Below are 25,713 nucleotides of genomic sequence, written 5' to 3'. Positions count from 1 at the left end.
AGGGCGACCACCACGGGCCGTCACCCCGGCTCTCACCGGCATCTAACCACGGGCACCTTCTCAAGTCCCGTAGAGAGGAGGGTCCACCAGTGACCACCGTGACCACCGCGCCGAAGAGAGGAACAACGCCATGCCACGGGTAGCCGTGATCGGCGGGCGGCTGCACGCCGTCAAGTACGCCCGCGAACTGGACGTCGACGTCGTGCTCGTCCACGAGCCGGACAAGTACGAGCCGGAGTTCGCCGACCACTGTGAGCGGATCGTGCACGCGCCGGTGACCGACGCGGCCGCCGTGCTCGAGGCGTTGACGCCGCTCCACCGCGACCGACCGTTCGACCGGGTGCTGTGCACCACGGACCTCGGCACCGTTCCCGCCGCCGAGGTGGCCGCCGCGCTTGGCGTCCCGCACACGCCGGTGTCCGCTGCCCGCACCATCAAGAACAAGGCCGAGGTCCGCCGGATCCTGGCCGAGCAGGGCATCGATCCGGTACGAGCCCGGCTGGTGCGCAGCCGCACGGACGCCGCCGAGTTCGCCGCCGAGCTCGGACGCATCGTGCTCAAGCCCGTGGACGGCTCCGGCAGCGCCGACGTGCACATCGTCTCCGGTGCGCACGAGGCCGAGCTGGCGTGGAAGGCGATGGAGTCGGCCGGTTACCGCGAGGCGGTCGCCGAGGAGTTCCTCGAAGGTCCGCTGGCCACGGTCGAGGCGTTCTCGGTGGACGGCCGGCATCTGACCCTGGGCCTGACCGACGAGACCATCAACGACCATCTCGTCGAGGTGGGGATCACCGCCCCGCCCCGGGTGATCGGGCCGTACGAGGCGACACTGCGGGACCTGACCGTGCGGCTACTGGACGCGATCGGGGTGACAGACGGGCCCTCGCACACCGAATACGTGATCACCGACGCGGGTCCGCGGTTGATGGAGACGCACAACCGGATGGCCGGCCTCGGCATCCCCGAGGTGGTACGCCGGGCGTACGGCCTCGACGCCAACCGACTGTTCCTCGGGGCAGCGCTGGGACTCACCGAGTTCCCGACCGAACCGCCGGCGTTGCAGGGCGGGGCCGCGCTGCGGGTGTTCGCCCCGCCGCCCGGCACCCTCACCGCGCTTGGCGGGCTGGACGAGCTGACCCGGATGGGTGCCGTGGTGCGCCGGGTGCCGCCGGGCACTCGGGCGTTCGGCTTCCCGGGTCTGTTCGAGGAGCTGGCCGAGGCCGAGATCGGCGTCCTGTTGCCGCTGAACCCGGGCGACCCGGTGGTGCCGATCCGCACCGGCTGGGACATCCGCATGGGCATGGTCATCGCTTCCGGGGCCGACGCGAGTCAGGCCATCGAGCGATGCGAGCAGGTCCTCGACACCGTGGAGTGGCACACCGCATGACAGTGACCAGCACCCGCGACGAGGAGCAGAAGGCGTCCAAGAAGCTCTGGAGCAACCAGGGCTTCCGCCGCCTCTTCGCCGCGGCGACGTTCAGCCACATGGGCTCGGAGATCACCTTCGTGGCCATGCCGCTGGTGGCGGTGATCGTCCTCGACGCCTCCGCGGCCGAGGTCGGTGCTCTGTGGATGCTCAAGTTCGTCGCGTTCCTCACCGTCGGCCTGCCCGCCGGCGCCCTCCTCGACCGCACCCGCAAACGCTGGGTGATGGTGTCGGCGGACGTGGGCCGGGCGATCGCGCTCGGTTCAGTCCCGCTCACCTGGGCCTTCGGCGTGCTGACCATCGAGCAGCTGTACGTCGTGGCGCTGCTGGTCGGCGTCGGCGACGTGTTCTTCGACGTCGCGTCGCGCAGCTACCTGCCGTCGCTGGTAGGCCGGGACAATCTGCTACCAGCCAACTCGAGGCTGAGCAGCGTGGAGGCCACCAGTTCGTTGGCCGGTCCCAGCGTCGCCGGCTACGTCGTGCAGTTCCTGTCCGCGCCGATTGCCCTGCTCATCGACGCGGTGAGCTTCGCATGGTCGGCTCTGTTCCTCTCCGGGGTGAAGCACCGGGAGCCGCGCCCGGAGCGGCCCGAGAATTCCCGACTGTTCCCCGAGATCGGCGAGGGGATCAAGTTCGTGTGGCGGCATCCGCTGCTGCGGCCGATCGTCACCGCCGGGGCGCTGACCAATCTCTTCCTGACCTTCGCCATCGTGGGTGCGCCGTTGCTGCTCGTCCGGGAGCTCGAGCTGGGCGCCGGTTCGGTGGGCATCTTCTTCACCTTCGGCGGCCTCGGAGTGCTGCTCGGCGTCTCCACCGCCACGAAGGTGTGCGACCGGTTGGGCGCGGGTCAGTCCCTGTGGATCCTCGGCCTGATCGGGATCCCGTTCGGCTTCCTCGTGCCGATGATGGACGTCGGCCCCTGGCAGTGGATCGGCTCGGCCGCCTGGGCGGTCATCATCTTCCGGGTCGGCCACAACAACGTCGTCCTGGTCAGCTTCCGTCAGCGGGTGACGCCGAACCACCTGCTCAGCAGGATGAACGCGACCATGCGGTTCGTCATGAACGGCATGGAGGCGATCGCCGCCGCCCTGGCCGGCGTCCTGATCACCTTCCTCGGTGTCCGGACGGTGATGTGGATTGCCGCCGTCGGGCTCGCGGTGGCGTGGCTGCCCATCGTGTTCTCGCCCCTGCGCTCCATGAGGACCTTCGACAGCACCTATGAGGGCGCGCCCGCGCCGGAGGAGACGCAACGAGCATGACCGACACCGCTACCAGGACCGACCGGGTCACGGATGACTATCTCCAGCGGTGCCTCGGGGGCGACCGGGGCCTGCTGGAGGCGATCGCGAAGGCGCCGTTCGGTGCTGCCTTCCTCGCCGCCAACGAGGGTCACCTGCTTCCGCGCCCGTTGTTTGTCGACGAGGACGTCATCGGCGGGTTCAGCGCCGACCTGGGGGGCTTCTTCGACCTGTTGACCTCGGTGCCGCAGCGCATTTTCGACGGTGACGTGGCCGCGTACTGCGCGACGCTGGGCATGGAGCCGCAACGGGCGGCGATCCTCAGCCGCTACCCGGGCAAGCCCACCAAGTACGGCCGGGCCGACGCCTACCACGACGGCGAGCGGTTACGCCTGCTCGAGGTCAACGTCGGCAGCGCGCAGGGCGGCATCGACTATTCCGAGATCGGTCGCATGCTGCTGAAGGTCGACGCGTTCGCCGACTTCGCTGCCGAGCACGGCCTGGTTCATGTGCACATGGGTGAGAACATCGCCAACCTGTACCGGGAGGCCGCCCAGGGAGTCACCGGGGGAGCGGACCCGGTGCTCGGCCTGGTCGAGTCCGACTCCGGCTTCGGCTCGTACGTCACTCAGGCGCAGTCGTACGTGGAGATGATGGCTGCCCAGGGCCTCGAGGTGGTGATGGGCACGATCGGTGAGATCACCGAGCGCGACGGCCGCCTGTGGCTGCACGGCAAGCGGATCGACCTGATCCAGCGCCATTTCACCGAGAACGAAATGGTGACCGAGCCCGGTGTGGCCGAGACCGCTGAGCGGGTGTTCCGCGCTCACGACGAGGGCCGGGTCGTTCTGTGGACGTCGTTGCGCAGCTCGCTTTACCACAACAAGGCGGCGCTGACCTTGATGTCGGACTCCCGCCTCCGGTCGGCGTTCAGCCCGGACGAGGCCGCCCTGATCGACCGGGTGCTGCCCTGGACGCGGTTGCTGGCGAACACCACCACGGACGCCGACTCACAGACCGTCGACCTGATCGACTACTGCCGCGAGCACCGGGACGACCTGATCATCAAGCAGCAGCGCAGTTTCCGAGCCATGGGGATCGTGCCGGGCTGGGACACGTCTGACGCCGATTGGGCCGCGGCGCTTGCTGAGGGCGTCACCGAGGGCGCGTTGGTGCAGCGTCGGGTGATCCGCCGGTCCGAGCGGGTCGTGCACCCCGAAACCGGTGTGGTCGACGAGTACGCCGCCACCTGGGGCGTCTTCTTCACGCCGCACGGCTACGCCGGTTCCAGCCTGCGGGCCATGCCGATCGACGACGAGATTCCGCGCTACCGCCCCGGTCGGCGCAACGCTGCGGTGTTCCAGTTCCCGACGAGCCCCCCGGCGGCCCAGCCGTGACCGGCACACCGCGGGACCCGGTCACCGCCGAGTACCTCCGGCGCTGCGCGAACGGCGACCGGGGTCTCCTCGACGCGATGGCGGCGGCAAAGCTGCCTCCCGCACTGGTCGAATCCATGCGGGGGCGGTTCCTGCCGCGGCCGATGTTCATGAGCGATGTGGCGATCCACGGTTTCGCCCAGCGGATGAGCGCACTGTTCGACCTGCTGGTGTCGCTACCGGACCGGTTCTTCGGCGGCGACCGGGAACGTTACGGCCGCGCGGTCGGCATGGACGCCGCGCGTGCCGGCTACCTCGCCCGGTTCACCGATCGGCCGCAACAGTACGGGCGGGCCGACCTCTATCACGACGGGCAAGCGTTCCGGCTGCTGGAGTTCAACATCGGCAGCGCACTCGGCGGGATGGACCGGGCGCAGATCTCTGCCGCCCTGCTCGAGGTGCCCGCGTTCAAGGACTTCGCCGCCGAGTACGGCCTGGACTTCGTGGACACCGGTGCCCGCGTGGACCGGGCTCTGCGCGCCGCGGCACGGCCGGTATGCGGTACGGCTGCGCCGGTTGTCGCCTTTGTGGACGGCAATGGGGCGATGGCGCCGTACCTGCACCTGGCGACGTCGTTCCAGGAAATGCTGGCCCGGTTCGGGGTGGAGGTCGTGCTCGGGGAGTTGTCCGACATTGGCTTTGCGGGCGGCCGGGTCACCCTGCACGACCGGCCGGTGGATGTCGTCCTGCGCTATTTCAGCGTGGGTGACTTCCTCGACGACCCGGATGGTCTGCGCGTGGTGGAGGACCTGCTGCGTGCCGACGCTGACGGGTCCGTGGCGCTGTACACCTCGCTGTCGGGCGAGCTCTTCAACAACAAGACGTCGCTGGCGCTGCTCGCTGATCTGGCCGCTCGGGGTGAGTTGACCCCTCAGGAGGCCGGTCTGGTGGGCGAGGTGCTGCCCTGGACCCGCACGATGACCCCCGAGTTGATCGACGAGTGCGCGGGGCGCCGCGGCGAGCTGATGCTGAAGCCGGGCGCCGACTTCGGCGGGGCGGGCATCACGGCGGGCTGGCTGGTGGACGACGAGCATTGGCGACAGGCGTTGCGAGTCGGTGCTGAGCAGGGCGCCATCGTGCAACACCGGGTCGTTCCCCGGCCCGAGCCGGTGATCGACCCGGCAACGGGCGAGCACCAGGAGTGGAACGCGGTGTGGGACTGCTTCCTGACGCCGGAGGGCTACGCGGGATCACACATCCGTGCCCTGCCTGCCGGGCAGGGCGCGGTTATCGGCATGGGCGTGACCATGGCGGCACAGACTTCCGGGATCTTCTACTACCCCGGCTGACGCCGCGCAGCTCCGATGCGGACGGTTCTGGCGTCCTAACGGATGAATTGGTGGAAGGCGCAACAATGTATCGGAGGTGACCGATCTCTCTTTGCGGAAAACAGAAGTGCCGGCTGACCACTGGAAACGGCGCGAGCTGCTGCCTGATCGGACATCTCGCCCGCAATAGAGCCCGTCAGGGCTGTGCAGATTTCGCTTCGAATGGCATGCTGTTGGTCGAGGGTCGGTCATATGACCGAGCCGCACGAGGGGGACTGGAAGAAATGCAGGTCGTTGGCGTGCGTGCCTATGGCGCGACGTTTGTCGGACAGGCAGTCCAGGGTGCGTCGGCCATTCTGCCGCCGGCGCCGACCGCCGAGTCGGTGGGCGTTTCGGGCTGTTCTGCTGCCCACTCCGCCCGCCTGGACAGCTGTGGTGCCGAGGCGGCGGGAAAGCACCCCGTGCACTGCTGAACGCACCGGTCGTCGCCCTGCTCGCCAGGGCCGGGCGATGGTCGGAACGTCCTGGCGTGCGCGACGCGAGTGGTCCATGCCGAGACGGTCACCGATATCACGGGTCAGTGTGGCCGCCCGGCCGCGCCGATACCGCAGACGGCCATTAACTGCCCATTACCGGTATGGCGATACCGCCATGCCCGAAATATATCCAGGACATTTTCGCCGCGCAGAGAAGGGAAATGACGTTGCGCGAGCTCAGAATTGCCGATTACCGGATAGCTGACGACACGGATGCCTACGTGATCGCGGAAATCGGTCACAATCACGAGGGCAGCCTCGACAAGGCTGAAGAGCTGTTCCGGCAGGCCGCGGCCGCCGGCGCGCACGCTGCGAAACTGCAGAAGCGGGACAACCGTTCGCTGTTCACGAAGGCGATGTACAACGAGCCCTACACCGGCCGCAACAGCTACGGCCCGACCTATGGTGCGCACCGCGAGGCGCTGGAGTTCGGTCGCACCGAGTACGCCCACCTGGTCGCCCTCGCAGCCGATCTGGGCATCCACTTCCTCTCCACCGCGTTCGACCAGCGCAGCGTGGACTTCCTGGTCGACCTGGACCTGCCCGCCATCAAGATCGCGTCGGCGGACGTCACCAACACCCCGCTGTTGGCGTACGCCGCGAAGTCCGGCAAGCCGCTGATCCTCAGCACGGGCGGCGCGACGATGGAGGAGGTGCGGCGGGCCTGCGACACGATCCTGCCGATCCAGCCCGACCTCGCCCTGCTGCAGTGCACGGCGGTCTACCCGGCCTCCCCGTCCGACCTGCACCTGAAGGTGATCGGCACCTACCGCGAGGAGTACCCGGACACGGTGATCGGCTTCTCCGGCCACGACCTCGGCCCGGAGCTCAGCTGGATCGCGTACGCCCAGGGCGCCCGGGTGATCGAGAAGCACTTCACGCTGGACCACTCGCGGCCCGGCAGCGACCACCACTTCTCGCTCGACGGCCCGCAGCTCGCCGAGCTGACCGAGGGTCTGCGGCGGACCCGCGAGGCGCTGGGCGAGCCGGCCAAGCAGCGCAGCGAGACCGAGGCCAAGGCTGTCCGCAAGATGGGCAAGAAGCTGGTCGCCGCGCGGGACCTCCCGGCGGGGCATGTGCTCACCGAGCAGGACGTGCTGTGCAAGTCGCCGGGTGACGGCATGAAGCCGTACCAGCTCGACGAGGTCATCGGCCGGGCGCTGCGCATCGGCATCGGCGAGGACACCGGTTTCGAGCCGGCGATGCTGGCCGAGCCGGTGCGTGCGGGTGCCGCGGCGGGAGCGGACCACGGTGCGGATTGATCTTTCCGGGGAGGTGGCCGTCGTCACGGGTGTCGGCGGCCGCCTCGGCGGGATCTGGGCCACCGCACTGCTCGATGCGGGGGCGGCCGTGGTCGGCCTCGACCTCGGCGACGAGACGCCGGTCGCGGTCAAGGAACACGATGGCGCCGGCCGGTACGTAGGCCTGCGCGGTGACGTGACGGACCGAGACAGCCTCGAGGCTGCGCTGGCGGAGACGGTCCGCCGGTGCGGCACCCCGACGATCCTGGTCAACAACGCCGGCATCGACAAACCACCGTCCGCCGTCGGGGGAAGCTGGCTGTTCGCGGACGTGCCGGAGCAGTTGTCCGGCGCGGTGCTCGACGTCAACGCCCTCGGTGTGCTGCGGGTCTGTCAGGTCTTCGGCACCGCCATGGCCGCGGCCGGTCGTGGCTCGGTCGTCAACATCGGCTCGCTGTACGGCGGCGTCGCGCCCGACCCCCGCTACTACGACCACATCGACCTCGACCCACCGTTCCTCAAGCCACCCGCGTACGGCATGTCGAAGGCCGCGGTGGCTGCACTGACCCGCTATCTCGCCGCGATGTGGGGTCCGGCAGGAGTGCGGGTCAACACGCTGTCGCCGGGCGGCGTCCTGGGCGACCAGGATCCGGCATTCCGGGCGAAGTTCACCGCCCGGGTGCCGCTGCAGCGGATGGCGACCGAGGCCGATCTGACCGGCCCCCTGCTTTTCCTCGCGTCCGGCATGAGCCGGTACGTCACCGGCGGCGAGCTGCTCGTGGACGGCGGCTATGTCGCCTGGTGACACCCCTGACGGTGCTTCGAACTCCGGAGGAAACATGACAACGCCGCTGCGCTGGGTTCCGGTCGCGGAGATCCGCCGGGCCCTCGACGGCATCGACGACCCGGTCACCCGGACCCGCGCGTTCGCAGGCCTGACCCGGATCAACATCCTCTACATGGTGACCCGGGCCGGCTCCGGGCACCTCGGCTCCAGCATGAGCGCCGCCGACGTGGTGAGCTGGCTCTACCTGAACGAGCTGCGGGAGCCCGGCACGGACACCGGCGACCTCTACTTCTCGTCCAAGGGCCACGACGCCCCCGGCCTGTACGCCGCCCTGATCGGCATCGGCCTGCTGGACGAGGACCTGGTGCACCGGCTGCGCCGGATCGATGGGCTGCCCGGCCACCCGGACGTGCACACCCCGCACATGCCGTTCAACACCGGCTCGCTCGGCATGGGCATCGCCAAGGCCAAGGGCGTGATCCTGGCCGACCGGCTGCTCGGCACCCGGCGCCGGGTGTTCGTGCTGACCGGCGACGGCGAGCTGCAGGAGGGCCAGAACTGGGAGTCGCTGGCCTCGGCCGCGCACCGGGACATGGGCGAGCTGACGGTCGTGGTCGACCACAACAAGATCCAGTCCGACACCTGGGTGGCCGACGTCAACGACCTCGGCGACCTGGCGGCGAAGTTCGCGAGCTTCGGCTGGGCCGTGCTGCGCTGCGACGGCAACGACGTCGCGGCTCTGCAGGAGACCTGCCGGGAGCGGGCGGAGTCCTACCCGGACCGACCCGCCGTGATCATCGCCGACACGGTGAAGGGCGCCGGCTGCCGCACCTTCGCCGCGACCTCGATGGGCGCCGACGAGTGGCGTTACCTCTTTCACAGCGGGGCGCCGTCGCCCGCGGACTACGCCAGCGCCCACGCCGAGCTGGTCACCGCGGCCGAGGAAATCCTGCAAGCCGCGGGCCTGGCGCCACTCACCCTCACCGAGGCCGCCCCGGCCGACCCGAAGCCGGCTTCGACCGGACCCCGACTGCCCGAAGTGTACGGCGAAGCGCTCGTCGCCAAGGCCGCCACGGACGACCGGATCGTCGCGTTCGACGCCGACCTGGTCCTCGACACCGGGCTGATCCCGTTCTCGCAGGCGTACCCGGACCGGTTCGTGGAGTGCGGCATCGCCGAGCAGGACATGGTGTCGATGGCCGGTGGGCTCGCCTACCGGGGTCTGCTGCCGTTCGTGCACTCGTTCTCGTGCTTCCTGCACGCCCGGCCCAACGAGCAGATCTACAACAACGCCACCGAGGGCCGCAAGGTCGTCTACGTGGGCTCCCTCGCCGGGCTGCTTCCGGCCGCGCCGGGGCATTCCCACCAGGCCGTCCGGGACGTCAGCGCGCTCGGGGCCGTACCCGACCTGGTCGTGCTGGAACCGGCCAACGCGGCCGAGACCCGCGCCGCGGTGGACTTCTGCGTGGCGACACCGCTCAGCGTCTACCTGCGACTGGTCACCGCGCCTGTCCCGGCATCGGTGGACGCCCTGGGCGCCGAGCCGCTCGAACTCGGCCGCGGCCGGGTGCTGCGCGCCGGTGGGCCGGTCGTGGCGATCGGCTCCGGACCGACCGTCCTGGGTGAGCTGCTGGGCGCCGCCGAGCTGCTGGCCGCGGACGGCGTCGACCTCACCGTGGTCGAGCTGCCCTGGCTCAACCGGGTGGACCCGCAGTGGCTCACCGACCTGGCCGAGCGCGCCGAGCAGCTGATCGTCGTGGAGAACCACTTTGTCCGCGGCGGCCAGGCCGACGTGCTCGCCCGCACGCTCGCCGAGCTGCGGCTGACCGACCCGCCCGCGTTCCGGGGCATCGGCATCACCGAGGTGCCCCGCTGTGGCACCCCCGCCGAGGCGCTGCACGCACACGGCCTGAGCGCGGCGCAGCTGGCCGACGCCGTACGCGCGGAAGTGGCCGGGAAGTCCGAGCCCGGACCGTTCGACGTGACCTTGCGGCACTGATCCCCTTCTTTGATTTAGGAGACCCCTCATGGAGACCATCCACAACGAGCTGCGCCGCCCGCCGCAGGAGATCGTCGACCAGTTCCGCGAGGTGCTGGCCGAATACAGCCCGAGCTGCCTGGTCACCGATGCCCGCCGCCGGGTCGGCGCCATCGGCGGCTTCCAGACGGTCCGGCATGAGCACAAGGTGGCCGGGCCCGCGCTGACCGTCAACCTGTCCATCGACGACCTGGTCGACACCATGCCGGTGCTCGCCACGGCCCAGCCCGGCGACATCATCGTGGTGGCCGCGCACGGCTCGCCGCTGACCGCCATGTGGGGCGGTCTGATGTCGACGCTGTCGCTGAAGGCCGGGGTTGCCGCCGGCATCATCGACGGCTTCGTCCGCGACGTCGACGAGATCCGCGACCTGAACTTCCCACTCTGGTACCGCGGCACCGTTCCGCGCCCGTCGCCCACGGCGGTGCACAACCGCACCGAGCCGGTGCAGGTCAACGTGCCGATCGTGGTTGGCGGCCAGGTGATCAACCCGGGCGACATCATCGTCGCGGACGAGAACGGCCTCGCCGTGGTGCCGCCGGCGCTGGCGGAGGACGTCCTCGAGGGCACCCGGCATCAGATCGGCAAGGAGCGGATCGTTCGCGAGAAGATCCAGTCCGGGGCGTCCGTGAGCGACCTGCTCACCGAGTTCGGGCACCTGTGAGCCGACCCGTGCGTCTCTATCTGACCGGTGCCGACGGCATGCTCGGCACCGCCCTCACCGCCGCCCTGGCCGAGCACCCGGAAACCGCGGACTGGGAGGTCCGCGGTGTCTCGGTGCGCGACTTCGACATCGCGGACGCCGCGGCCGTCCGCGCCTCTGTGGACGCCTTCAAGCCCGACGTCGTGGTCCACACCGCAGCGCACGCCATCGTGGACGACCTGGAGCTCGACCCTAAACTCGCGTTGCGGGTCAACATCGCCGGCGTTCGCAACATCGTCGAGGCCTGCGCGCGCAACGGCAGCCGCCTCGTCTACATCTCCAGCGACTACGTCTTCGACGGCAAGGACACCCCACCCGGTGGTTACCGCGAAGACGACCTACCCAACCCACAAAGCGTGTACGGCCTCACCAAAGTCGCCGGTGAACGGCTGGCCGCCCTGCTCGACGACCACCTGACAGTCCGCACCTCGTGGCTGTTCGGCGGCGTCGACGAACGCCTGGACCAGGTGCTCTCGATCATCGGCCACGCCCGCCGCGGCGAGGTCTCCCGGCTGATCGACGACCAGTTCAGCGCGCCGACGTACACCGTCGATCTGGCGCGTGCATTGGCGTTCCTGCTGGCCCGGGGCGAGGGCGTCACCGGCACGATCCATGTGACAAACCAGGGCTCGGCGAGCTGGCACCAGGTCGGCGAGTACCTCACCGCCCGCCTGCCGGGTGCGCCCACCCCGAAGGCGGTGCCCCTCGCCGAATGGGGTTTTCTCGGCGGGCGGCCGGTGGACTCCACCCTCAACACCGACCGGCTGCGTGAGCTGGGCTGGACCCTGCCGCACTGGCAGGACGCGGTGGACCGGTTCCACCGCTCGGTCCTGCAAGGGGATCGGCGGTGACCGCGCCCGGTGCCGTGCGCTGGCAGACGTGGTCGGGCACGGTCCGGTGCACCCCGGCCAGCCTGGTCACACCGACCTCGGAGGACGAGATCGTGCGGGCGATCCGGGCCGCCGGCGAGCGTGGGCTCCCCGTCCGCGCCGCCGGCTCCGGCCACTCCTTCAACGCCCTGGCCTGCACCGAGGGCATCCTGCTCGACCTCTCCCGATACCGCGGCGTCCACTCGGTGGACGCCGCGGCCGGCGAGGTCACCGTCCGCGGCGGCACGACCGTCGGTGAACTCGCCGAAACGCTGGACCGGCACGGCCTCGCCCTCGCCAACATCGGCACGCTGGCCGAACAGACCGTGGCCGGCGCGGTCTCCACCGGCAACCACGGCTCCGGGCTCGCCCACGCGCCGCTGTCCTCGCAGATCATCCGGCTCCGGCTGATCACGGCCGCCGGCGCGGTGCGTACGCTCGACGCGGAGTCCTCACCCGACGAGTTCCGCTGCGCCCGGACCGCGCTCGGCACCCTCGGGATCCTCAGCACCGTCACGCTGCGCTGCGTACCCCAGTTCCGGTTGCGGGTGAGTCAGCGCACCGAACCGCTGGACGCCGTTCTGGACGGGTTCACCGCGTGGGCCGCCGAGGCCGATCACGTCGCCTTCAGTTGGCTGCCGTGGCAGGACCGGGCCGGGCTGCGCGCCCTGCACGTCACGCCCGCCCTACCCAGCCGCGACGCGGTCCGCCGCCGGTACGCGACCACGATCGACGAGGTGCGCTGCGGCCTCATCGGCCTCGCGGGTCGCGCCGACGCCCGGGCCGTGCCGTGGCTCAAGGGGCGCAGTCTGCTGCCCGCCCGACCGCCGGCGGAATACGTCGACGCCAGCCACCGGGTGTTCACGTTCCCGCAGCCGGTCAAGTTCCTCGCCCTGGAACACGCCCTGCCACTCGACACCACTGCCGACGCGCTGCGCGCCCTGCGCCGCACCCTGCGCCGGACCGGTGCCTACTCGCCCTACTCGGTGTTGGTCCGGGTCGGCGCCGGCGACGATGCACCACTCAGCCCCGCGTACGGGCGCCGCACCGGCTACGTCAACCTGACCGTTCCGCGTACGGCCGGACAGGTCGAGCTGTTACGCGCCATCGAACCGGTCCTGCGCGACCACGGCGGACGCCCGCACTGGGGCAAGGCGCACACGGCCACCGCGGAGGTCCTCGCGCCGCGCTACCCCGAGTGGGAGTTGTTCCAGCAGGTCCGTGCAGCTCTCGACCCGACCGGAATGTTCGCCAGCGACTACACCGACCGCGTCCTCGGCCCGGTCCGCATCCCGGCGGAGTTGTCCACGCTGACCCTCGCCGCGCCCATCCGGGATGGTGGCTGAACCGATGGCGTTGCGCCTGCTGCTGTTCGACTTCGATGGCCTGATCTGTGACACCGAGCGAGCTGCCCACCGTTCCTGGGACGAGGTGTATCAAGGGCTCCTGGGCCACGGTCTACCCGCCGAGGTGTGGGCCGCGATGGCCGGCCGCTCGGACGGTGAGCAGGTGGCCGTCGCCGACCTGGCTACGCGGCTCGGCCGGCCGGTAGCCGAGTCGCTGCGGGTCGCTCGCCTGCGCCGCAAGCGCGAGCTGTGTGCCACCGAACCAGCCCGTCCCGGTGTGGAGGCGTTGCTGGCGGCCGGCCATGCCGCCGGGCTGCAGCTCGGGCTGGTGTCCAGCTCGCGGCGGGACTGGGTGGGTCCCCACCTGGACCGACTCGGCCTGCGGCACTGGTTCGACTCGGTGGTCACCGGCGACGACACGCCCCGGCACAAGCCCGCCCCGGATCTGTACGAGCTGGCCCTGCTGCGTCACGAGGTGGCGGCCGCAGACACCGTGGCCTTCGAAGATTCTGAGTCCGGTGTCCGTGCCGCGACCACCGCCGGCATCTACTGCGTAGCCGTCCGCAACGCGGTGGGTACGCACGCCGACCTCTCCCGCGCGGATGAGATCCGCGCCAGCCTGCGGGATTTCCCGCTCGACGCCCGCCTGGGCAGATTCGCAGGAACGGTGATCTGATGAACGTCCCCGCCGCGGTGCCCACCGTTGCCCCCGCAGGTCCCGCCATGCTCGGCGGACCCGACCGCGAGCACCTCGACCCTCCGGCGGCGACCGCAGCACTGGACTCGCTCGCCAGCCCGGCCGCCGAACATCCGGAGTGGATCTGGCGCAGCGGGGAGCTGGTGCCCTGGGAGCAGGCTCGCATCCATGTCAACGCTGTGGGGCACGCGTCCACCGCCGCGATCTTCGAGGGGATCAAGGCGTACCGCGCGGACGACGGGGAGCGGCTGCTGCTGTTTCGACTGGACGAGCATCTGCGTCGGCTGTTCGACTCTGCCCGGATCTGCCGGCTCGCACTGCCGTACGACTTTGCGCAGCTCAAAGCCGCGGTGCTGGACCTGCTGCGGGTCAACCGTTACATCGAGGACGCGTACGTCCGGCCCTGGGCGTTTCCCAGCGGGCTGATCCGTGAGCAGATGGTGCCGGCCGGCTCGGCCTGCGAGGTGGTCGTCGACAGTTGGCCGTTCCGCGCCCGGTTGGACACGGGTGGCGGCTGCCGGGCCGGGGTGAGCTCCTGGCAGCGGGTCAGCGACGCCTCGATGCCGCCCCGGGTGAAGGCGTTCTCGAACTACCACAACGGCCGGCTGGCGATGATGGAGGCGCGGGAGAACGGCCACGACTGGCCGATCCTGCTCAACGAACGGCACAAGGTCAGCGAAGGCCCGGGCGCCTGCATCGCGTTGGTCCGCAACGGCACGGTGATCACCCCGTCGCTGACCAGCGGCGTCCTGGAGAGCATCACCCGTGACACCGCGATCACCCTGCTCGGTGAACTGGGGGAGACGGTGGTGGAGCGGGAGGTGGACCGCAGCGAGCTTTACCTCGCCGACGAGCTGTTCTTCATGGGCACCGCCTGGGAGATCCTGCCGATCACCGTGGTGGATGGCCTGACCGTCGGTGCCGGCACCCCCGGCCCGGTGACCCGGCGCTTGACCGCCGAATACACCCGCCTCGTCCGTGGCAGCTCCGACCGGCACCAGGGCTGGCTGACCGAGGTGCCCCGATGAGCGCCCGGGTGCGCGGCGTCGTCCGATCTGAGGATGTCACGATGAGCGTCGTGGGTCGTAAACCCCAAGTGCGGGAGGTGGCGCGATGAGCAAGGCGATCGTGGTGTCGGAGCCGGGTGGGCCGGAGGTCCTGCGGCTGGCCGAGGTGCCGACTCCCGAGCCCGGTTCGGGGCAGGTGACGGTCGATGTGGCGGCCTGCGGCGTGAACTTCATCGACATCTACCAGCGTTCCGGCGTCTATCCGGTGGCGCTGCCCTTCGTGCCGGGCCTCGAAGGGGCCGGAACAGTGGTGGCGGCAGGCCCGGACGTGACCGGCGTGGCGGTCGGTGACCGGGTGGCCTGGGTCAACCAGCCCGGTGGGTACGCCCAGCGTGTCGCCATCCCCGCTGCCGCCGCGGTGCCGGTCCCGGACGGTGTCGACGCCGCAACGGCCGCTGCGGCGATGCTGCAGGGGATGACCGCGCACTACCTCGTCCACGACACGTACCCGGTGCGGCCGGGCGACACCGTTCTGGTGCATGCGGCCGCAGGTGGCATGGGTCAACTCCTCACTCAGTGGTGCCGGCTGCGCGGCGCCCGGGTCATCGGCACGGTGTCGAGCGCGGCGAAGGAAGAGCTCGCCCGGGCGGCGGGTGCGGACGAGGTCATCCGCTACGACAACACCGATGTGGTGGCCGCCGTGCGTGCCCTGACCGGCGGTGAAGGCGTCGCCGCCGTCTACGACGGCGTGGGCGCCCCGACCTTTGATGCCAGCCTGGCGTCGTTGCGCCCGCGCGGCACCCTCGCCCTGTACGGCCAGGCCGGCGGCGCGGTTCCCCCGGTCGACCCGCAGCGCCTCAACGCCGCGGGTTCGGTCCTGCTGGCCCGGCCCAGCCTGACCCATCACGTCGCCACGCGACATGAGCTGCTGACCCGGGCCGGTGCGGTGCTCGACCTGCTCGCCACCGGCCGCCTGCGGATTCACGTCGGCAAGGTGTACCCCCTCGAGGAGGCCGCTGCCGCCCACGCCGACCTGGCCGGCCGCCGCTCGGTCGGCAAACTCCTGCTCCAACCGTCCGACTCGCCCCACTGAGGCCGCCGGGCCGGGCCCGCTCGTCCTTGTGGGTGGTGGGCTCCGGCCGGGTAAGGTCGGGCACCCGGAGGTGGATGTGAAGAGTGGGACCCGGCGGTTTGCCCTCTGGCGGGCTGACCTCGACGGCGGCGTCTGCGCGGCCCCGGAGGAGTGTGTCGAGGCGCTGCGCGACAGCGCCGCGGTCACCGTCGTGCTCGAGCATCGCGACCGTGGTGTCACGCCCACGCGGCAGGTCTTCCGCAGTGAGCTGCGTCAGGACGTCGAATGGCAGTTCGGCGAGCTGACCTGGCCGGCGGACCTGCAGCCGGGCGTGCTGGTGACCGTGTCGTGGCGCGCCGCGAAAGACGACGTGGTCGTGCGCACCGAGGCGCTCGCCGAGCCACTGCGGGTCGACGGCGTCACCTACTTCCACGAGTACGATCCCAAGGTCGTGACCCGGGAGTACGACGCGGACGATTCCAACCGGGCCAAAGTGCTGGCGGCGGTGCGCCGGCGTGGGCGCGTACTCGAGGACGGGAGCGCGGTGCTCGCCGAGGCTGACCTCGCCGCACATTGCGGTCTCGGCCGCGGCGCCCGCGGTGCTTTCCTGCTCCGCAACGCGATCGATCAGCTGATCCGCGAGGGGTTTCTGACCCGGTTGACCGGTGGCATCGACTCGTCCGGTTATCCGGCCTATCCCGCCGTCGAGGGGCAGAAGACCGCGGAGATGGTGTTCTACGCGCCGATGGTCGAGCCGGCTCCGCGGGAGCAGGACGACCGCCAGGACCACTGGGTCAACGGCTTCGTCCGGAAGTTGCCGCCCGGTGCGCAGGCCTCCGAAAAGCAGGTCACCCTGCACGAGCGGGTCGTCGAGGACGAGCCGCTGGCACCCGGCTTCACCTTCGTCCGTCGGCACCACCGCAGCGGCTGACCTGGCTGCTGCTCCCGGCCTGCAGCCGAAGGGTGACCGCTCGGCTGCCGGGGTGGGCCAGGCTGGGATGCATGGTGCCGATCAGCCGGTGGACCGTCGATGACAAGCCGCAGACCCGCCGCGAGGTGGCTCGTGAGCTGGTCACGGTGTGGGTGGTGCACATCCACCGTTCGTTTCGCCTGATCCGCGGCACCCGGTAGGCGTGCGCAAACCTGCCCGACCCGCTTGACATCCGATGCTCGCGGCGTAGTCTCAACCTATCGGTTGATAAACCGAGTGGTTGATAAATCAGGTGGTTGAGAGCAATGACAGCGGATCCCATCAGCGGCGTCTTCGCCGCCCTCGCCGACCCGACCCGGCGGGCGATTCTCGCCCGGCTGGCGCAGGGCGACGCGACGGTCGCTGAGCTGGGTGCCCCGTTCCCGATCAGCGCCCAGGCGATCTCCAAGCACCTCAACGTGTTGGAGCGCGCCGGTCTGATCGTGCGGACCCGCGAAGCCCAGTGGCGGCGGGTGCGGATCGAGCCCGCCCCGCTGCGGGAAATCTCGGGCTGGGTCGCGCAATACCGGCGACTCTGGGAGCAACGCTACGACGCTCTGGGTGACTACCTTGACGATCTGCAGAAGGAGACGAAGCCGTGAGCACCATCGCCATCAGCACTCCGTCCGACACCGAACTCGTCATGAGCCGCTCGTTCGACGCGCCCAAAGATCTGGTCTTTGCTGCGCACACCCAGGCCGAGCACATTGCGCACTGGTGGGGCCGGGGCAACCCGCTCGACGTGACCATCGACTTCCGGGTCGGCGGGACCTGGCGCTTCGTGGAGACCGCAGACGGCCAGCAGCACGCGTTCCGGGGCGAGTTCCGGGCCATCGAGGCGCCGGACACGTTCACCTGGACCTTCGAATACGAGCCGATGGCCGGCCACGTCGCCGTCGAGCGGTACGTGTTCACCGAGCAGGACGGCAAGACCACGGTGACCAGCACGACGACGTTCTCGAACCAGGCTGACCGGGACGGCATGATCGAGTCGGGCATGGAGTCCGGCGCCGAGCAGAGCTACGCCGCGCTGGACGCCTACCTCGCCAAGCTCACCCGCTGAGACTGGACTAGAGTCGATCTCATGGGTGTCCGTACCTGGATCCGGGACTGGCCGGTCTACCGCCAGCTCACCGGGCCCGACCCGCTGGGCCGCGGCGCCGCGGCCCAGTCCGGCCGGTCCAGGAGTCTCACGGCACGCACCGAGACCGCCGATTCCACGGCTCGATCCGTCTGCCCGTACTGCGCGGTGGGGTGCGGGCAGCGGGTCTCCGTCAAGGACGGCAAAGTCGTCCAGATCGAAGGCGACCCGGACAGCCCGATCTCGAAGGGCCGCCTGTGTCCGAAGGGCTCGGCGAGCAAGAGCCTGGTCACCAGTGACCGCCGCCAGCGCACGGTCCGCTACCGGCGGCCGTACGGCACCGAGTGGGAAGAGCTGGACCTACCGACGGCGATGAGCATGATCGCCGACCGGGTTCTGGCTGCCCGCGAGCAGACCTGGCAGGACAGCGACGATGAGGGTCGGCCGCTGCACCGCACGACGGGCATCTCCAGCCTCGGCGGCGCCACGCTGGACAACGAAGAGAACTACCTCATCAAGAAGCTGTTCACCGCGCTGGGCGCCATGCAGATCGAGAACCAGGCGCGGATTTGACACTCCGCCACCGTTCCCGGTCTGGGGACCAGCTTCGGCCGTGGCGGGGCCACCGGATTTCTCCAGGATCTGGCTAACGCCGACTGCATCATCATCCAGGGTTCCAACATGGCGGAAGCCCACCCCGTGGGTTTCCAATACGTGGTGGAGGCCAAGAACCGCGGCGCCAAGGTTATCCACATCGACCCGCGGTTCACCCGGACCAGCGCGCTGGCGCACACCTTCGTGCCCGTGCGCGCCGGGGCTGACATCGCGTTCCTGGGTGGAGTGATCAACTACATCCTGACGAACGAGAAGGACTTCCGGGAGTACGTGCTCGCGTACACCAACGCGTCCATGCTCGTCAGTGAGGACTTCCAGGACACCGAGGACCTGGGCGGCCTGTTCTCCGGCTACGACCCCGAGACCCGCACGTACGACCAGAGCAGCTGGCAGTACGCGGGCCAGCAGCAGCACGGTCAGAGCCGGGACGAGTCGCACGCCGACCGGGAGACCGCGGCCGGGCAGGAACACGAGTCGCACGGTGCGCCGGTCCCCGCCGACGTGCTCCGCGACCCGACGCTGCAGGATCCGCGCTGCGTCTATCAGGTGCTGAAGCGGCACTACGCGCGCTACACCCCGGAGGCCGTCGAGCGGCTGTGCGGTGTGCCGCAGGACAAGTTTCTCGAGGTCTGCGAGGCGTGGACGGCGAACTCCGGCCGCGAGCGCACCACGGCACTGGTCTATTCGGTGGGCTGGACCCAGCACAGCGTCGGCGTGCAGTACATCCGCAGCGGCGCGATCATCCAGCTGCTCCTGGGCAACATGGGTCGCCCGGGCGGTGGCGTGATGGCGCTGCGCGGGCACGCCAGCATCCAGGGTTCGACGGACATCCCGACCCTGTTCAACCTGCTACCTGGCTACCTGCCGATGCCACACCACACCAAGCACGAGACGTTCCGGCAGTGGGTCGACGAGATTCGACACCCGGAGCAGAAAGGCTTCTGGGCCAACGCCGAGGCGTACGCGGTCAGCCTCCTCAAGGCCTACTTCGGCGACGCCGCCACCGCCGAGAACGACTTCGGCTACGACTGGCTGCCCCGACTCACCGGCGACCACGGCACCTACCAGCAGGTGCTCGACATGATCGACGGCAAGATCAAGGGCTACTTCCTGCTGGGCCAGAACCCCGCGGTCGGCTCCGCGCACGGTCGCGCCCAACGACTCGGCATGGCCAACCTGGACTGGCTGGTCGTGCGCGACCTGTTCATGATCGAGAGTGCGACGTTCTGGAAGGACGGCCCCGAGGTCGCCACCGGCGAGATCGTGCCCGAGCAGTGCAAGACCGAGATCTTCTTCCTGCCCGCCGCCTCGCACGTCGAAAAGGAAGGCACGTTCACGCAGACCCAGCGGATGCTGCAGTGGCGCGAGAAAGCCGTCGAACCGCCGGGCGACTGCCGCTCCGAGCTGTGGTTCTTCTACCACCTGGGCAACCTCCTGCGGGAGCGACTGTCCGGCTCCACCGCCGCCCGCGACCAGGGGCTGCTCAACCTCACCTGGGACTACCCGGTCCACGGCCCCCGTGGCGACGAACCCGACGCTGAGGCTGTACTCAAAGAAATCAACGGTTTTGAGGTCGCCACCGGGCGGCTGCTGTCGGGGTTTGCCGAACTGAAGCCGGACGGGTCTACCGCCGGCGGCTGCTGGATCTACACCGGAGTGTTCGCGGACGGCGTCAACCAGGCGGCCCGCCGCAAACCGCGCACCGAGCAGGACTGGGTGGCCCGGGAGTGGGGCTGGGTGTGGCCCGCCAACCGCCGCACCCTCTACAACCGCGCGTCCGCCGACCCGGACGGCCAGCCCTGGTCCGAGCGCAAGAAATACGTGTGGTGGGACCCGGAGGCGGGGGAGTGGACCGGCTACGACGTCCCCGACTTCGAGAAGACCAAGCCGCCGTCCTACCGACCGCCCGCGGACGCGACCGGAGTGGCCGCGCTCGCCGGCGACGACCCATTCATCATGCAGGGCGACGGAAAGGGCTGGCTCTATGTGCCCACCGGCCTCATCGACGGTCCGCTGCCCACCCACTACGAGCCGGCCGAATCGGGCGTGCGCAACCCGCTCTACCCCGAGCAGCAGGCCAACCCGACCCGCAAGGTCTACGACCGGTCCGACAACCTGACCAACCCGAGCGCCCCGGGCCGCCAAGCCGAGGTCTATCCGTACGTCTTCAGCACCAGCCGCCTCACCGAACACCACACCGCCGGGGCGATGAGCCGCCAACTCGCGTACCTGTCGGAGCTGCAGCCGGAGATGTTCGTCGAGGTGTCCCCGACGCTTGCAGCAGAACGCGGACTTGACCACCTCGGCTGGGCGCACATCGTCACCGCACGGGCTGCCATCGAGGCCCGGGTCCTGGTGACCGAGCGCCTGCGGCCACTGCGCATCGAAGACCGGGTCGTGCACCAGCTCTGGCTGCCGTACCACTGGGGCGGCGAGGGCCTCGTCACCGGCGACTCCGCCAACGACCTGATCGGCATCACCCTCGACCCGAACGTCCTCATCCAGGAGAGCAAGGTCGGCACCTGCGACATCCAGCCGGGCCGTCGACCCACCGGCCCCGACCTTCTCACGTACGTGCGAAGCTACCGCGAGCGCGCAGGCCTGCAAGGGGGTGACTGAGATGGCCGGACCGAACAGCCTCTACGGGCCGCTGGACCCGGCACCCGACGCCGGCCACGTGGACGCCCCACCGCGGATGGGCTTCTTCACCGACACCAGCGTCTGCATCGGCTGCAAGGCGTGCGAGGTGGCCTGCAAGGAATGGAACCTCGTCCCCGACGACGGCTTCAACCTGCTCGGCACCTCCTACGACAACACCGGCGGCCTCACCGCCAACTCCTGGCGCCACGTCGCCTTCATCGAGCAGCCCGCCGCCGGCTGCGGCACCCCGCCCGCCGACCGACCCGCCCCGCCCGCGCCCGATGTCCCGGCCGCTCTGGCCGCGCCCGATCTGCTGGCGGATCCTGTCGGCGCTGGCAAGCACTTCCTGGGGATGCCGATGTCGGACCTGCCCGGTCGCACCATCGACGCTCCGCGCACCGATTTCCGGTGGCTGATGATGTCCAACGTCTGCAAGCACTGCACCCATGCCGGCTGCCTCGACGTGTGCCCCACCGGCTCCCTGTTCCGCACCGAGTTCGGCACGGTGGTGGTGCAGGAGGACATCTGCAACGGCTGCGGCTACTGCATCCCCGCCTGCCCGTACGGCGTCATCGACCAGCGCAAGGACGACGGCCGGGCCTGGAAATGCACGCTCTGCTACGACCGGATCGGCGACGGCCTGACCCCGGCCTGCGCCCAGGCGTGCCCCACCGCTTCCATTCAGTACGGCGAACTGGACGAGCTCCGCGACCGCGCCCGGCACCGCCTCGAGAACCTGCACGGTCAGGGCGTCGCCGAAGCCCGTCTCTACGGGCACGATCCGAACGACGGCGTCGGTGGTGACGGCGCTTTCTTCCTGCTGCTGGACGAGCCTGAGGTCTACGGCCTGCCCCCGGACCCGGTCGTCGGAACCCGCGACCTCAAAGCTATGTGGAAACGCGCAGGCCTCGCCGCGCTCACCATGGCCGCCGCCGCGGTCGTGTCCTTCGCGGGACGGCGCCCATGACACCCCACGAGCACCCACCACACCCCGCACAGGATCCCCGTCCCGGTGGCGGGCTGGGCCGACAGCCCGGCGGTCGGGGTGATCGGAAACGCCGGGGTGGTGGGGGCCGGGGAGATCGCGCGATGGTGCCGCCCGCGGAGTTCCAGTCCTACTACGGGCGGCCGATCGTCAAGCCGCCGGTGTGGCATCACGACATCGCCGCGTACCTGTTCACCGGTGGTCTCGCGGCCGGTTCCGCCCTCCTGGCCGCCGGTGGCGACGCCACCCGCCGGCCCGCGCTGCGCCGCGCCGGCCGGCTGACCACGCTGGGTGCGCTGGGTGCGAGCACCTATTTCCTGATCCACGATCTTGGCCGTCCCGAGCGCTTCGCGAACATGCTGCGGGTCGCGAAACCCACCTCTCCCATGTCGATGGGTACGTGGATCCTCAGCGCTTTCGGAGCCGCGGCTGGTGTGGCGGCCGCCGCGGAAGCCACGCCGTTGTTGCCCGCCACCGGCCCGTTGGGTCTGGCACGCCGCGCCTTACCTGCGCTGGGCCGGGTCGGTCAGACCGGGGCGGCTGCCCTCGCGCCCGCGCTGGCTACGTACACGGCGGTGTTGCTTGCGGATACTGCGACGCCCAGCTGGCATGAGGCGTACCCGGAGCTGCCTTTTGTCTTTGCGGGCAGCGCGCTTGCCAGCGGCGCCGCAGTGGGCCTGCTTGCCGCACCGACCGCTCAGGCCGGCCCGGCCCGTCGCATGGCGGTGTGCGGCGCGGCCCTCGAGCTGTATGCCATGCACCGCATCGAGACCACCAAGGGCATCCTGAGCGAGCCCTATCGGGCGGGCAAGGCCGGCAAACTGTTGCGCGCCGCCCGGGTGCTGTCCACGGTTGGAGCTGTCGGCGCGCTGCTGGGCCGTCGCAGCCGGGTCGTATCCGCGGCGGCGGGTCTGTCCCTGCTAGGGGCATCCCTCGCCACCCGGTTCGGCGTCTTCGACGGCGGCGTGGCCTCGGCCAAGGATCCGAAGTACACCGTCGTTCCGCAGCGCGAGCGCCTCGCCCGCCGCGCTCTCGACGGGGCCGGACCACCGCCGTCCGGTTCTGCCGCCGCTCAGCAGACGGACCCGTTCGAATCCTGACGCTGCCGAGCAAGCGGACGCTCTAGCTCAGCGGATTTCGAGCGTCGCGCCGTCGGCTCGCCCCGCGATCAGCTCACCCACCACCGGATAGCCGGGGACCTCGCCGGCAACCAGCAGACCGCCCGAGGTCTGCGCGTCCGCGAGCAGCAGCAAATCGTCTTCCGAGCCGCTGCCGACGTCGGCGTGCGGGCGCACCCAGTCAAGGTTGCGCCGCGTCCCGCCACTGACAAACCCGGCAGCCAGCGCCTCCCGTGCCCCGTCCAACAACGGTACGGCGGCGGCATTGATGCGGGCCGTCACGCCGCTGGCCCGAGCGAGTTTGTGCAGGTGGCCCAGCAGCCCGAAGCCCGTGACATCCGTGGCGCACACCGCCCCCGCAGCGAGGGCAGCCTCGGACGCTGCCCGATTGAGCTGCGTCATCGCCGCAACGGCCTGCGGAAACGATTCACCGGTCGCCTTGTGCCGGGTGTTGAGCACGCCGATGCCCAGCGGCTTGGTCAGCGTCAACGGCACTCCGGCCACCCCGGCGTCGTTGCGCAGCAGCCGGTCCGGGTCGGCGGCCCCGGTGACGGCCATACCGTATTTGGGTTCCGGATCGTCCACACTGTGCCCGCCCGCCACGTGGCAACCGGCTTCCCGCGCCACGTCCAAGCCGCCCCGCAGCACCTCGGCGGCGAGTTCCATGCCCAGCACGTCGCGGGGCCACGCGAGCAGGTTGACGGCGACGATCGGGGCGCCGCCCATCGCGTACACGTCGGACAGGGCGTTGGCGGCGGCGATCCGGCCCCAGTCGTAGGGGTCGTCCACCACCGGCGTGAAGAAGTCGGCTGTGGCGACCACCGCCATCCCGCCGGACAGCCGTACCACCGCGGCGTCGTCCCCGTCGTCGAGCCCGACCAGCAGCTCACCGGGCCCTTGTGGCGCTGCCGGCCCGGTCAGCCCCGCGACCACCGCCTCAAGCTCGCCGGGCGGGATCTTGCAGGCACAGCCGCCGCCGTGCGCGTACTGGGTCAGGCGCTTCGTTGTCACTGCCGCACCTTCGCACGCCGCTGGAAGTGCTCGACCACCTGGGCCACTCCACCCAGGACGAGCATCGTGCCGAGTCCCGCGGCCACCAGCGCCGACGTTGCCTCGGCCACCCGGTCGAACAGGACGAACCCCGTCGCGACGGTGCCCCCGACGACGGCCAGCGCGCCGGGCAAGATCTGCGGACGGCGGACCAGGTCGATCAGGACCAGAACGGCAGTGCCGACGACCATTCCGAAGGTGTACGCCCGGACATCCGCCGGCACATCCGACTCGGCGAGCCGGAAAGCCACCAGCAGCACCGCCGCCATGAGCAGCGCGGACACCAGGCCGCCCGCAGCGAGTTGCCACCACACCGGCACCGGCCGCCCCCGGTCCTGGCGCTTGCGGGGGATGAACGCCCAGGCCGCCTCCTCGTGGTGCCGAGCGGCCAGCGCCCCGAAGACGATGATGGCGGCTGCGGCGATGACCGGGCCCACATACGCCCGGGTGACGAACTCCAGCGCGCCTGCCGCGAGGACGGCAACGGTCGGGCTGGTGCAGGTCCTGATCAGATAGTGCGTGCGGAACGCCCGCCGGGCAGCGGGCACGTCGAGCGGGTGCACGAGCGGCTGCACCTGCGGATCGGGCAGATCGACGAGTTCGGTGACACCGGTCATGGCTGCCTCCAGGGCACCTGGCGAATGAAGTCGGCGCCGAGATTGCCCCGGCAGATGTCGTACACCTTCTGCCGGGACACGCCGAGTCGGGCGGCCACGGTCACGGCGCTGAACTCGTCGAGCAGCTCCTCCACCGCAGCGGCCCGTACGGCGGATGCCCGAGAATTGAGGTGCGCAGCCAGCGCACTGATTTCCGCAGCAAGCAGCGCGACCGCGAGGGGCCCGCCGAACTGGACGGCCCACCCGTCTTGGTTGCTGGAGGCGGCGGCATAGAGCGCGTCACCGCCGTCGTCCAGGACGGCCTTCACCGTCTCGGGCGCCAGGCCACTCTCCGTGAAGCGCAGCTCGGCAGCGGCCCGTTGATCGTCCGGCCGGTGGGCGAGAACCGCGCCCCACTCGGCTGTCACCCCCGGGTTGACAGTTGGCATGTGGTGAGTCTGACCGACGCCGCCGCATTGTGTCAACCCCGGGGTGACAGCGGCCCGCACCGCGGCGCTGGTTAGGGTGATCGGCGGAAGCGTTCAGGTGGCTGGTGCCCCTCCCGATCTTCAACATCGGCGTGACGCGGTATCCGGGTCAGGCGGGTTCGATTCCCGTCCGCTTCCGCCAACCAGCGCCTCACCAGCGGATGTGGCCGTGCGGGGATCGACACCTGTCGTCCTGCGACGTGATCGCCTCCCCTCGCTTGCAGGGAGCGACCGGCTCATCCGGGTGTAGCTGGCTTTTCCCGGGTATACGGCCCAGAAGACCGCCGTCCCCGAGGGAGTTCCGCCATGCTTTTCGCACTGATCCGCCGCTACGTGCTGATGGCGGTAGCTGTGCCGCTGGCCGCTGCCGGAGCCCGGAAGCTCAGCGACGTTCTCGAGGCCCGACACGGGCCGACCCGCGGCACCCGGCTGCTGCGGCGAGGCGCCGACACGGTGCAGGGACACTTCGGGCGGCACAAGAAGCGCGCAGTCAGCCACTGACGGGAGAG

Annotated in this window: 24 protein-coding genes and 1 tRNA gene; 22 read left to right on the top strand and 3 right to left on the bottom strand. The window is 70.2% G+C overall.

What is annotated here, in order from left to right:
- The first annotated feature begins 130 nt into the window (after positions 1-130).
- From ACIA1L_RS16835 to nrfD, 20 genes are all read left to right on the top strand, one after another.
- Positions 131-1,384 carry an ATP-grasp domain-containing protein gene (locus ACIA1L_RS16835; RefSeq protein ID WP_396073609.1) on the top strand — a complete coding sequence of 418 codons (1,254 nt, stop codon included), beginning with the start codon at positions 131-133 and terminating at the stop codon, positions 1,382-1,384.
- Positions 1,381-2,682, top strand: a complete 1,302-nt coding sequence (locus ACIA1L_RS16830) for an MFS transporter (protein ID WP_396073608.1) — start codon at positions 1,381-1,383, stop codon at positions 2,680-2,682. Before ACIA1L_RS16835 ends, ACIA1L_RS16830 begins: the two co-directional genes overlap by 4 nt.
- Positions 2,679-4,058 carry a hypothetical protein gene (locus tag ACIA1L_RS16825; RefSeq protein WP_396073607.1) on the top strand — a complete coding sequence of 460 codons (1,380 nt, stop codon included), beginning with the start codon at positions 2,679-2,681 and terminating at the stop codon, positions 4,056-4,058. The genes ACIA1L_RS16830 and ACIA1L_RS16825 overlap by 4 nt, the downstream gene beginning before the upstream one ends.
- The gene (locus ACIA1L_RS16820; RefSeq protein WP_396073606.1) at positions 4,055-5,386 is read left to right on the top strand and encodes a hypothetical protein; all 1,332 of its coding nucleotides are present in this window, start codon (positions 4,055-4,057) and stop codon (positions 5,384-5,386) included. Before ACIA1L_RS16825 ends, ACIA1L_RS16820 begins: the two co-directional genes overlap by 4 nt.
- Positions 5,387-6,062: 676 nt before the next feature.
- The gene (locus ACIA1L_RS16815) at positions 6,063-7,163 is read left to right on the top strand and encodes an N-acetylneuraminate synthase family protein (protein WP_396073605.1); all 1,101 of its coding nucleotides are present in this window, start codon (positions 6,063-6,065) and stop codon (positions 7,161-7,163) included.
- Positions 7,153-7,947 carry an SDR family oxidoreductase gene (locus ACIA1L_RS16810; RefSeq protein WP_396073604.1) on the top strand — a complete coding sequence of 265 codons (795 nt, stop codon included), beginning with the start codon at positions 7,153-7,155 and terminating at the stop codon, positions 7,945-7,947. The genes ACIA1L_RS16815 and ACIA1L_RS16810 overlap by 11 nt, the downstream gene beginning before the upstream one ends.
- 34 nt (positions 7,948-7,981) lie before the next feature.
- Entirely contained in the window at positions 7,982-9,928 is a 1,947-nt protein-coding gene (locus ACIA1L_RS16805) for a transketolase C-terminal domain-containing protein (protein ID WP_396073603.1), read from the top strand.
- 28 nt (positions 9,929-9,956) lie between these two features.
- On the top strand, positions 9,957-10,631 hold the full coding sequence (locus ACIA1L_RS16800; protein ID WP_396073602.1) for an RraA family protein: 675 nt from the start codon (positions 9,957-9,959) through the stop codon (positions 10,629-10,631).
- Positions 10,632-10,639: 8 nt separating this feature from the next.
- A complete protein-coding gene (locus ACIA1L_RS16795; RefSeq protein WP_396073601.1) occupies positions 10,640-11,521 on the top strand; it encodes an SDR family oxidoreductase in 882 nt (293 codons plus the stop codon).
- Positions 11,518-12,885, top strand: a complete 1,368-nt coding sequence (locus ACIA1L_RS16790) for a D-arabinono-1,4-lactone oxidase (RefSeq protein ID WP_396073600.1) — start codon at positions 11,518-11,520, stop codon at positions 12,883-12,885. Before ACIA1L_RS16795 ends, ACIA1L_RS16790 begins: the two co-directional genes overlap by 4 nt.
- A gap of 4 nt (positions 12,886-12,889) precedes the next feature.
- The gene (locus ACIA1L_RS16785) at positions 12,890-13,561 is read left to right on the top strand and encodes an HAD family hydrolase (RefSeq protein WP_396073599.1); all 672 of its coding nucleotides are present in this window, start codon (positions 12,890-12,892) and stop codon (positions 13,559-13,561) included.
- The gene (locus ACIA1L_RS16780) at positions 13,561-14,610 is read left to right on the top strand and encodes a branched-chain amino acid transaminase (RefSeq protein WP_396073598.1); all 1,050 of its coding nucleotides are present in this window, start codon (positions 13,561-13,563) and stop codon (positions 14,608-14,610) included. The genes ACIA1L_RS16785 and ACIA1L_RS16780 overlap by 1 nt, the downstream gene beginning before the upstream one ends.
- A gap of 85 nt (positions 14,611-14,695) precedes the next feature.
- A complete protein-coding gene (locus ACIA1L_RS16775) occupies positions 14,696-15,682 on the top strand; it encodes a quinone oxidoreductase family protein (protein ID WP_396073597.1) in 987 nt (328 codons plus the stop codon).
- Between the two features lie 76 nt (positions 15,683-15,758).
- Entirely contained in the window at positions 15,759-16,592 is an 834-nt protein-coding gene (locus ACIA1L_RS16770) for a hypothetical protein (RefSeq protein WP_396073596.1), read from the top strand.
- A gap of 71 nt (positions 16,593-16,663) precedes the next feature.
- Entirely contained in the window at positions 16,664-16,792 is a 129-nt protein-coding gene (locus tag ACIA1L_RS16765; protein ID WP_396073595.1) for a hypothetical protein, read from the top strand.
- Positions 16,793-16,897: 105 nt separating this feature from the next.
- Positions 16,898-17,233 carry an ArsR/SmtB family transcription factor gene (locus tag ACIA1L_RS16760; protein ID WP_396073594.1) on the top strand — a complete coding sequence of 112 codons (336 nt, stop codon included), beginning with the start codon at positions 16,898-16,900 and terminating at the stop codon, positions 17,231-17,233.
- Positions 17,230-17,694 carry an SRPBCC family protein gene (locus tag ACIA1L_RS16755; protein ID WP_396073593.1) on the top strand — a complete coding sequence of 155 codons (465 nt, stop codon included), beginning with the start codon at positions 17,230-17,232 and terminating at the stop codon, positions 17,692-17,694. Before ACIA1L_RS16760 ends, ACIA1L_RS16755 begins: the two co-directional genes overlap by 4 nt.
- A gap of 21 nt (positions 17,695-17,715) precedes the next feature.
- Complete coding sequence (gene fdh, locus ACIA1L_RS16750) at positions 17,716-20,946, top strand: formate dehydrogenase (RefSeq protein ID WP_396073592.1); 3,231 nt, start codon at positions 17,716-17,718, stop codon at positions 20,944-20,946.
- A gap of 1 nt (position 20,947) precedes the next feature.
- Positions 20,948-21,934: a 4Fe-4S dicluster domain-containing protein gene (locus tag ACIA1L_RS16745; protein WP_396073591.1), complete on the top strand. Its 987-nt coding sequence runs from the start codon at positions 20,948-20,950 to the stop codon at positions 21,932-21,934.
- Between the two features lie 122 nt (positions 21,935-22,056).
- Positions 22,057-23,052 carry an NrfD/PsrC family molybdoenzyme membrane anchor subunit gene (gene nrfD, locus ACIA1L_RS16740; protein ID WP_396073590.1) on the top strand — a complete coding sequence of 332 codons (996 nt, stop codon included), beginning with the start codon at positions 22,057-22,059 and terminating at the stop codon, positions 23,050-23,052.
- 27 nt (positions 23,053-23,079) lie between these two features.
- On the opposite strand, the gene selD is transcribed toward nrfD, so the two are convergent.
- The 3 genes from selD to ACIA1L_RS16725 are packed head-to-tail and all read right to left on the bottom strand — an operon-like array spanning position 23,080 to position 25,165.
- Positions 23,080-24,081, bottom strand: a complete 1,002-nt coding sequence (gene selD / locus ACIA1L_RS16735; RefSeq protein ID WP_396073589.1) for a selenide, water dikinase SelD — start codon at positions 24,079-24,081, stop codon at positions 23,080-23,082.
- Positions 24,078-24,737, bottom strand: coding sequence for a hypothetical protein (locus ACIA1L_RS16730; RefSeq protein ID WP_396073588.1), 660 nt, complete (start codon positions 24,735-24,737; stop codon positions 24,078-24,080). The genes selD and ACIA1L_RS16730 overlap by 4 nt, the downstream gene beginning before the upstream one ends.
- Positions 24,734-25,165 carry a hypothetical protein gene (locus ACIA1L_RS16725; RefSeq protein ID WP_396073587.1) on the bottom strand — a complete coding sequence of 144 codons (432 nt, stop codon included), beginning with the start codon at positions 25,163-25,165 and terminating at the stop codon, positions 24,734-24,736. Before ACIA1L_RS16725 ends, ACIA1L_RS16730 begins: the two co-directional genes overlap by 4 nt.
- Before the next feature lie 85 nt (positions 25,166-25,250).
- Between ACIA1L_RS16725 and ACIA1L_RS16720 the strand changes: the two genes are divergently transcribed.
- Both ACIA1L_RS16720 and ACIA1L_RS16715 read left to right on the top strand, forming a co-directional pair.
- A tRNA-Sec gene (locus ACIA1L_RS16720) sits at positions 25,251-25,346 on the top strand.
- A 164-nt stretch (positions 25,347-25,510) separates the two neighbouring features.
- Positions 25,511-25,705 (top strand): hypothetical protein, encoded by a 195-nt coding sequence (locus ACIA1L_RS16715; RefSeq protein ID WP_396073586.1) that lies wholly within the window; start codon positions 25,511-25,513, stop codon positions 25,703-25,705.
- Positions 25,706-25,713 lie beyond the last annotated feature (8 nt).

It is taken from the genome of Actinoplanes sp. NPDC051859, from assembly GCF_044452725.1.
GTDB lineage: Bacteria > Actinomycetota > Actinomycetes > Mycobacteriales > Micromonosporaceae > Actinoplanes.
The sequence above is the reverse complement of the archived record's forward strand: the minus strand, read 5'-3'. Positions and strand labels throughout refer to the sequence as shown.

Excerpts from the sequence above, each read along its gene's own strand:
- ACIA1L_RS16830 (WP_396073608.1), top strand. The coding sequence starts at position 1,381 with ATGACAGTGACCAGCACCCGCGACGAGGAGCAGAAGGCGTCCAAGAAG.
- ACIA1L_RS16725 (WP_396073587.1), bottom strand. The coding sequence starts at position 25,165 with ATGCCAACTGTCAACCCGGGGGTGACAGCCGAGTGGGGCGCGGTTCTC.
- ACIA1L_RS16815 (WP_396073605.1), top strand. The coding sequence starts at position 6,063 with ATGACGTTGCGCGAGCTCAGAATTGCCGATTACCGGATAGCTGACGAC.
- nrfD (WP_396073590.1), top strand. The coding sequence starts at position 22,057 with ATGGTGCCGCCCGCGGAGTTCCAGTCCTACTACGGGCGGCCGATCGTC.
- ACIA1L_RS16805 (WP_396073603.1), top strand. The coding sequence starts at position 7,982 with ATGACAACGCCGCTGCGCTGGGTTCCGGTCGCGGAGATCCGCCGGGCC.
- ACIA1L_RS16775 (WP_396073597.1), top strand. The coding sequence starts at position 14,696 with ATGAGCAAGGCGATCGTGGTGTCGGAGCCGGGTGGGCCGGAGGTCCTG.
- ACIA1L_RS16730 (WP_396073588.1), bottom strand. The coding sequence starts at position 24,737 with ATGACCGGTGTCACCGAACTCGTCGATCTGCCCGATCCGCAGGTGCAG.
- ACIA1L_RS16765 (WP_396073595.1), top strand. The coding sequence starts at position 16,664 with ATGGTGCCGATCAGCCGGTGGACCGTCGATGACAAGCCGCAGACCCGC.
- ACIA1L_RS16825 (WP_396073607.1), top strand. The coding sequence starts at position 2,679 with ATGACCGACACCGCTACCAGGACCGACCGGGTCACGGATGACTATCTC.
- ACIA1L_RS16835 (WP_396073609.1), top strand. The coding sequence starts at position 131 with ATGCCACGGGTAGCCGTGATCGGCGGGCGGCTGCACGCCGTCAAGTAC.
- ACIA1L_RS16780 (WP_396073598.1), top strand. The coding sequence starts at position 13,561 with ATGAACGTCCCCGCCGCGGTGCCCACCGTTGCCCCCGCAGGTCCCGCC.
- ACIA1L_RS16785 (WP_396073599.1), top strand. The coding sequence starts at position 12,890 with ATGGCGTTGCGCCTGCTGCTGTTCGACTTCGATGGCCTGATCTGTGAC.
- ACIA1L_RS16715 (WP_396073586.1), top strand. The coding sequence starts at position 25,511 with ATGCTTTTCGCACTGATCCGCCGCTACGTGCTGATGGCGGTAGCTGTG.
- ACIA1L_RS16745 (WP_396073591.1), top strand. The coding sequence starts at position 20,948 with ATGGCCGGACCGAACAGCCTCTACGGGCCGCTGGACCCGGCACCCGAC.
- ACIA1L_RS16800 (WP_396073602.1), top strand. The coding sequence starts at position 9,957 with ATGGAGACCATCCACAACGAGCTGCGCCGCCCGCCGCAGGAGATCGTC.
- ACIA1L_RS16760 (WP_396073594.1), top strand. The coding sequence starts at position 16,898 with ATGACAGCGGATCCCATCAGCGGCGTCTTCGCCGCCCTCGCCGACCCG.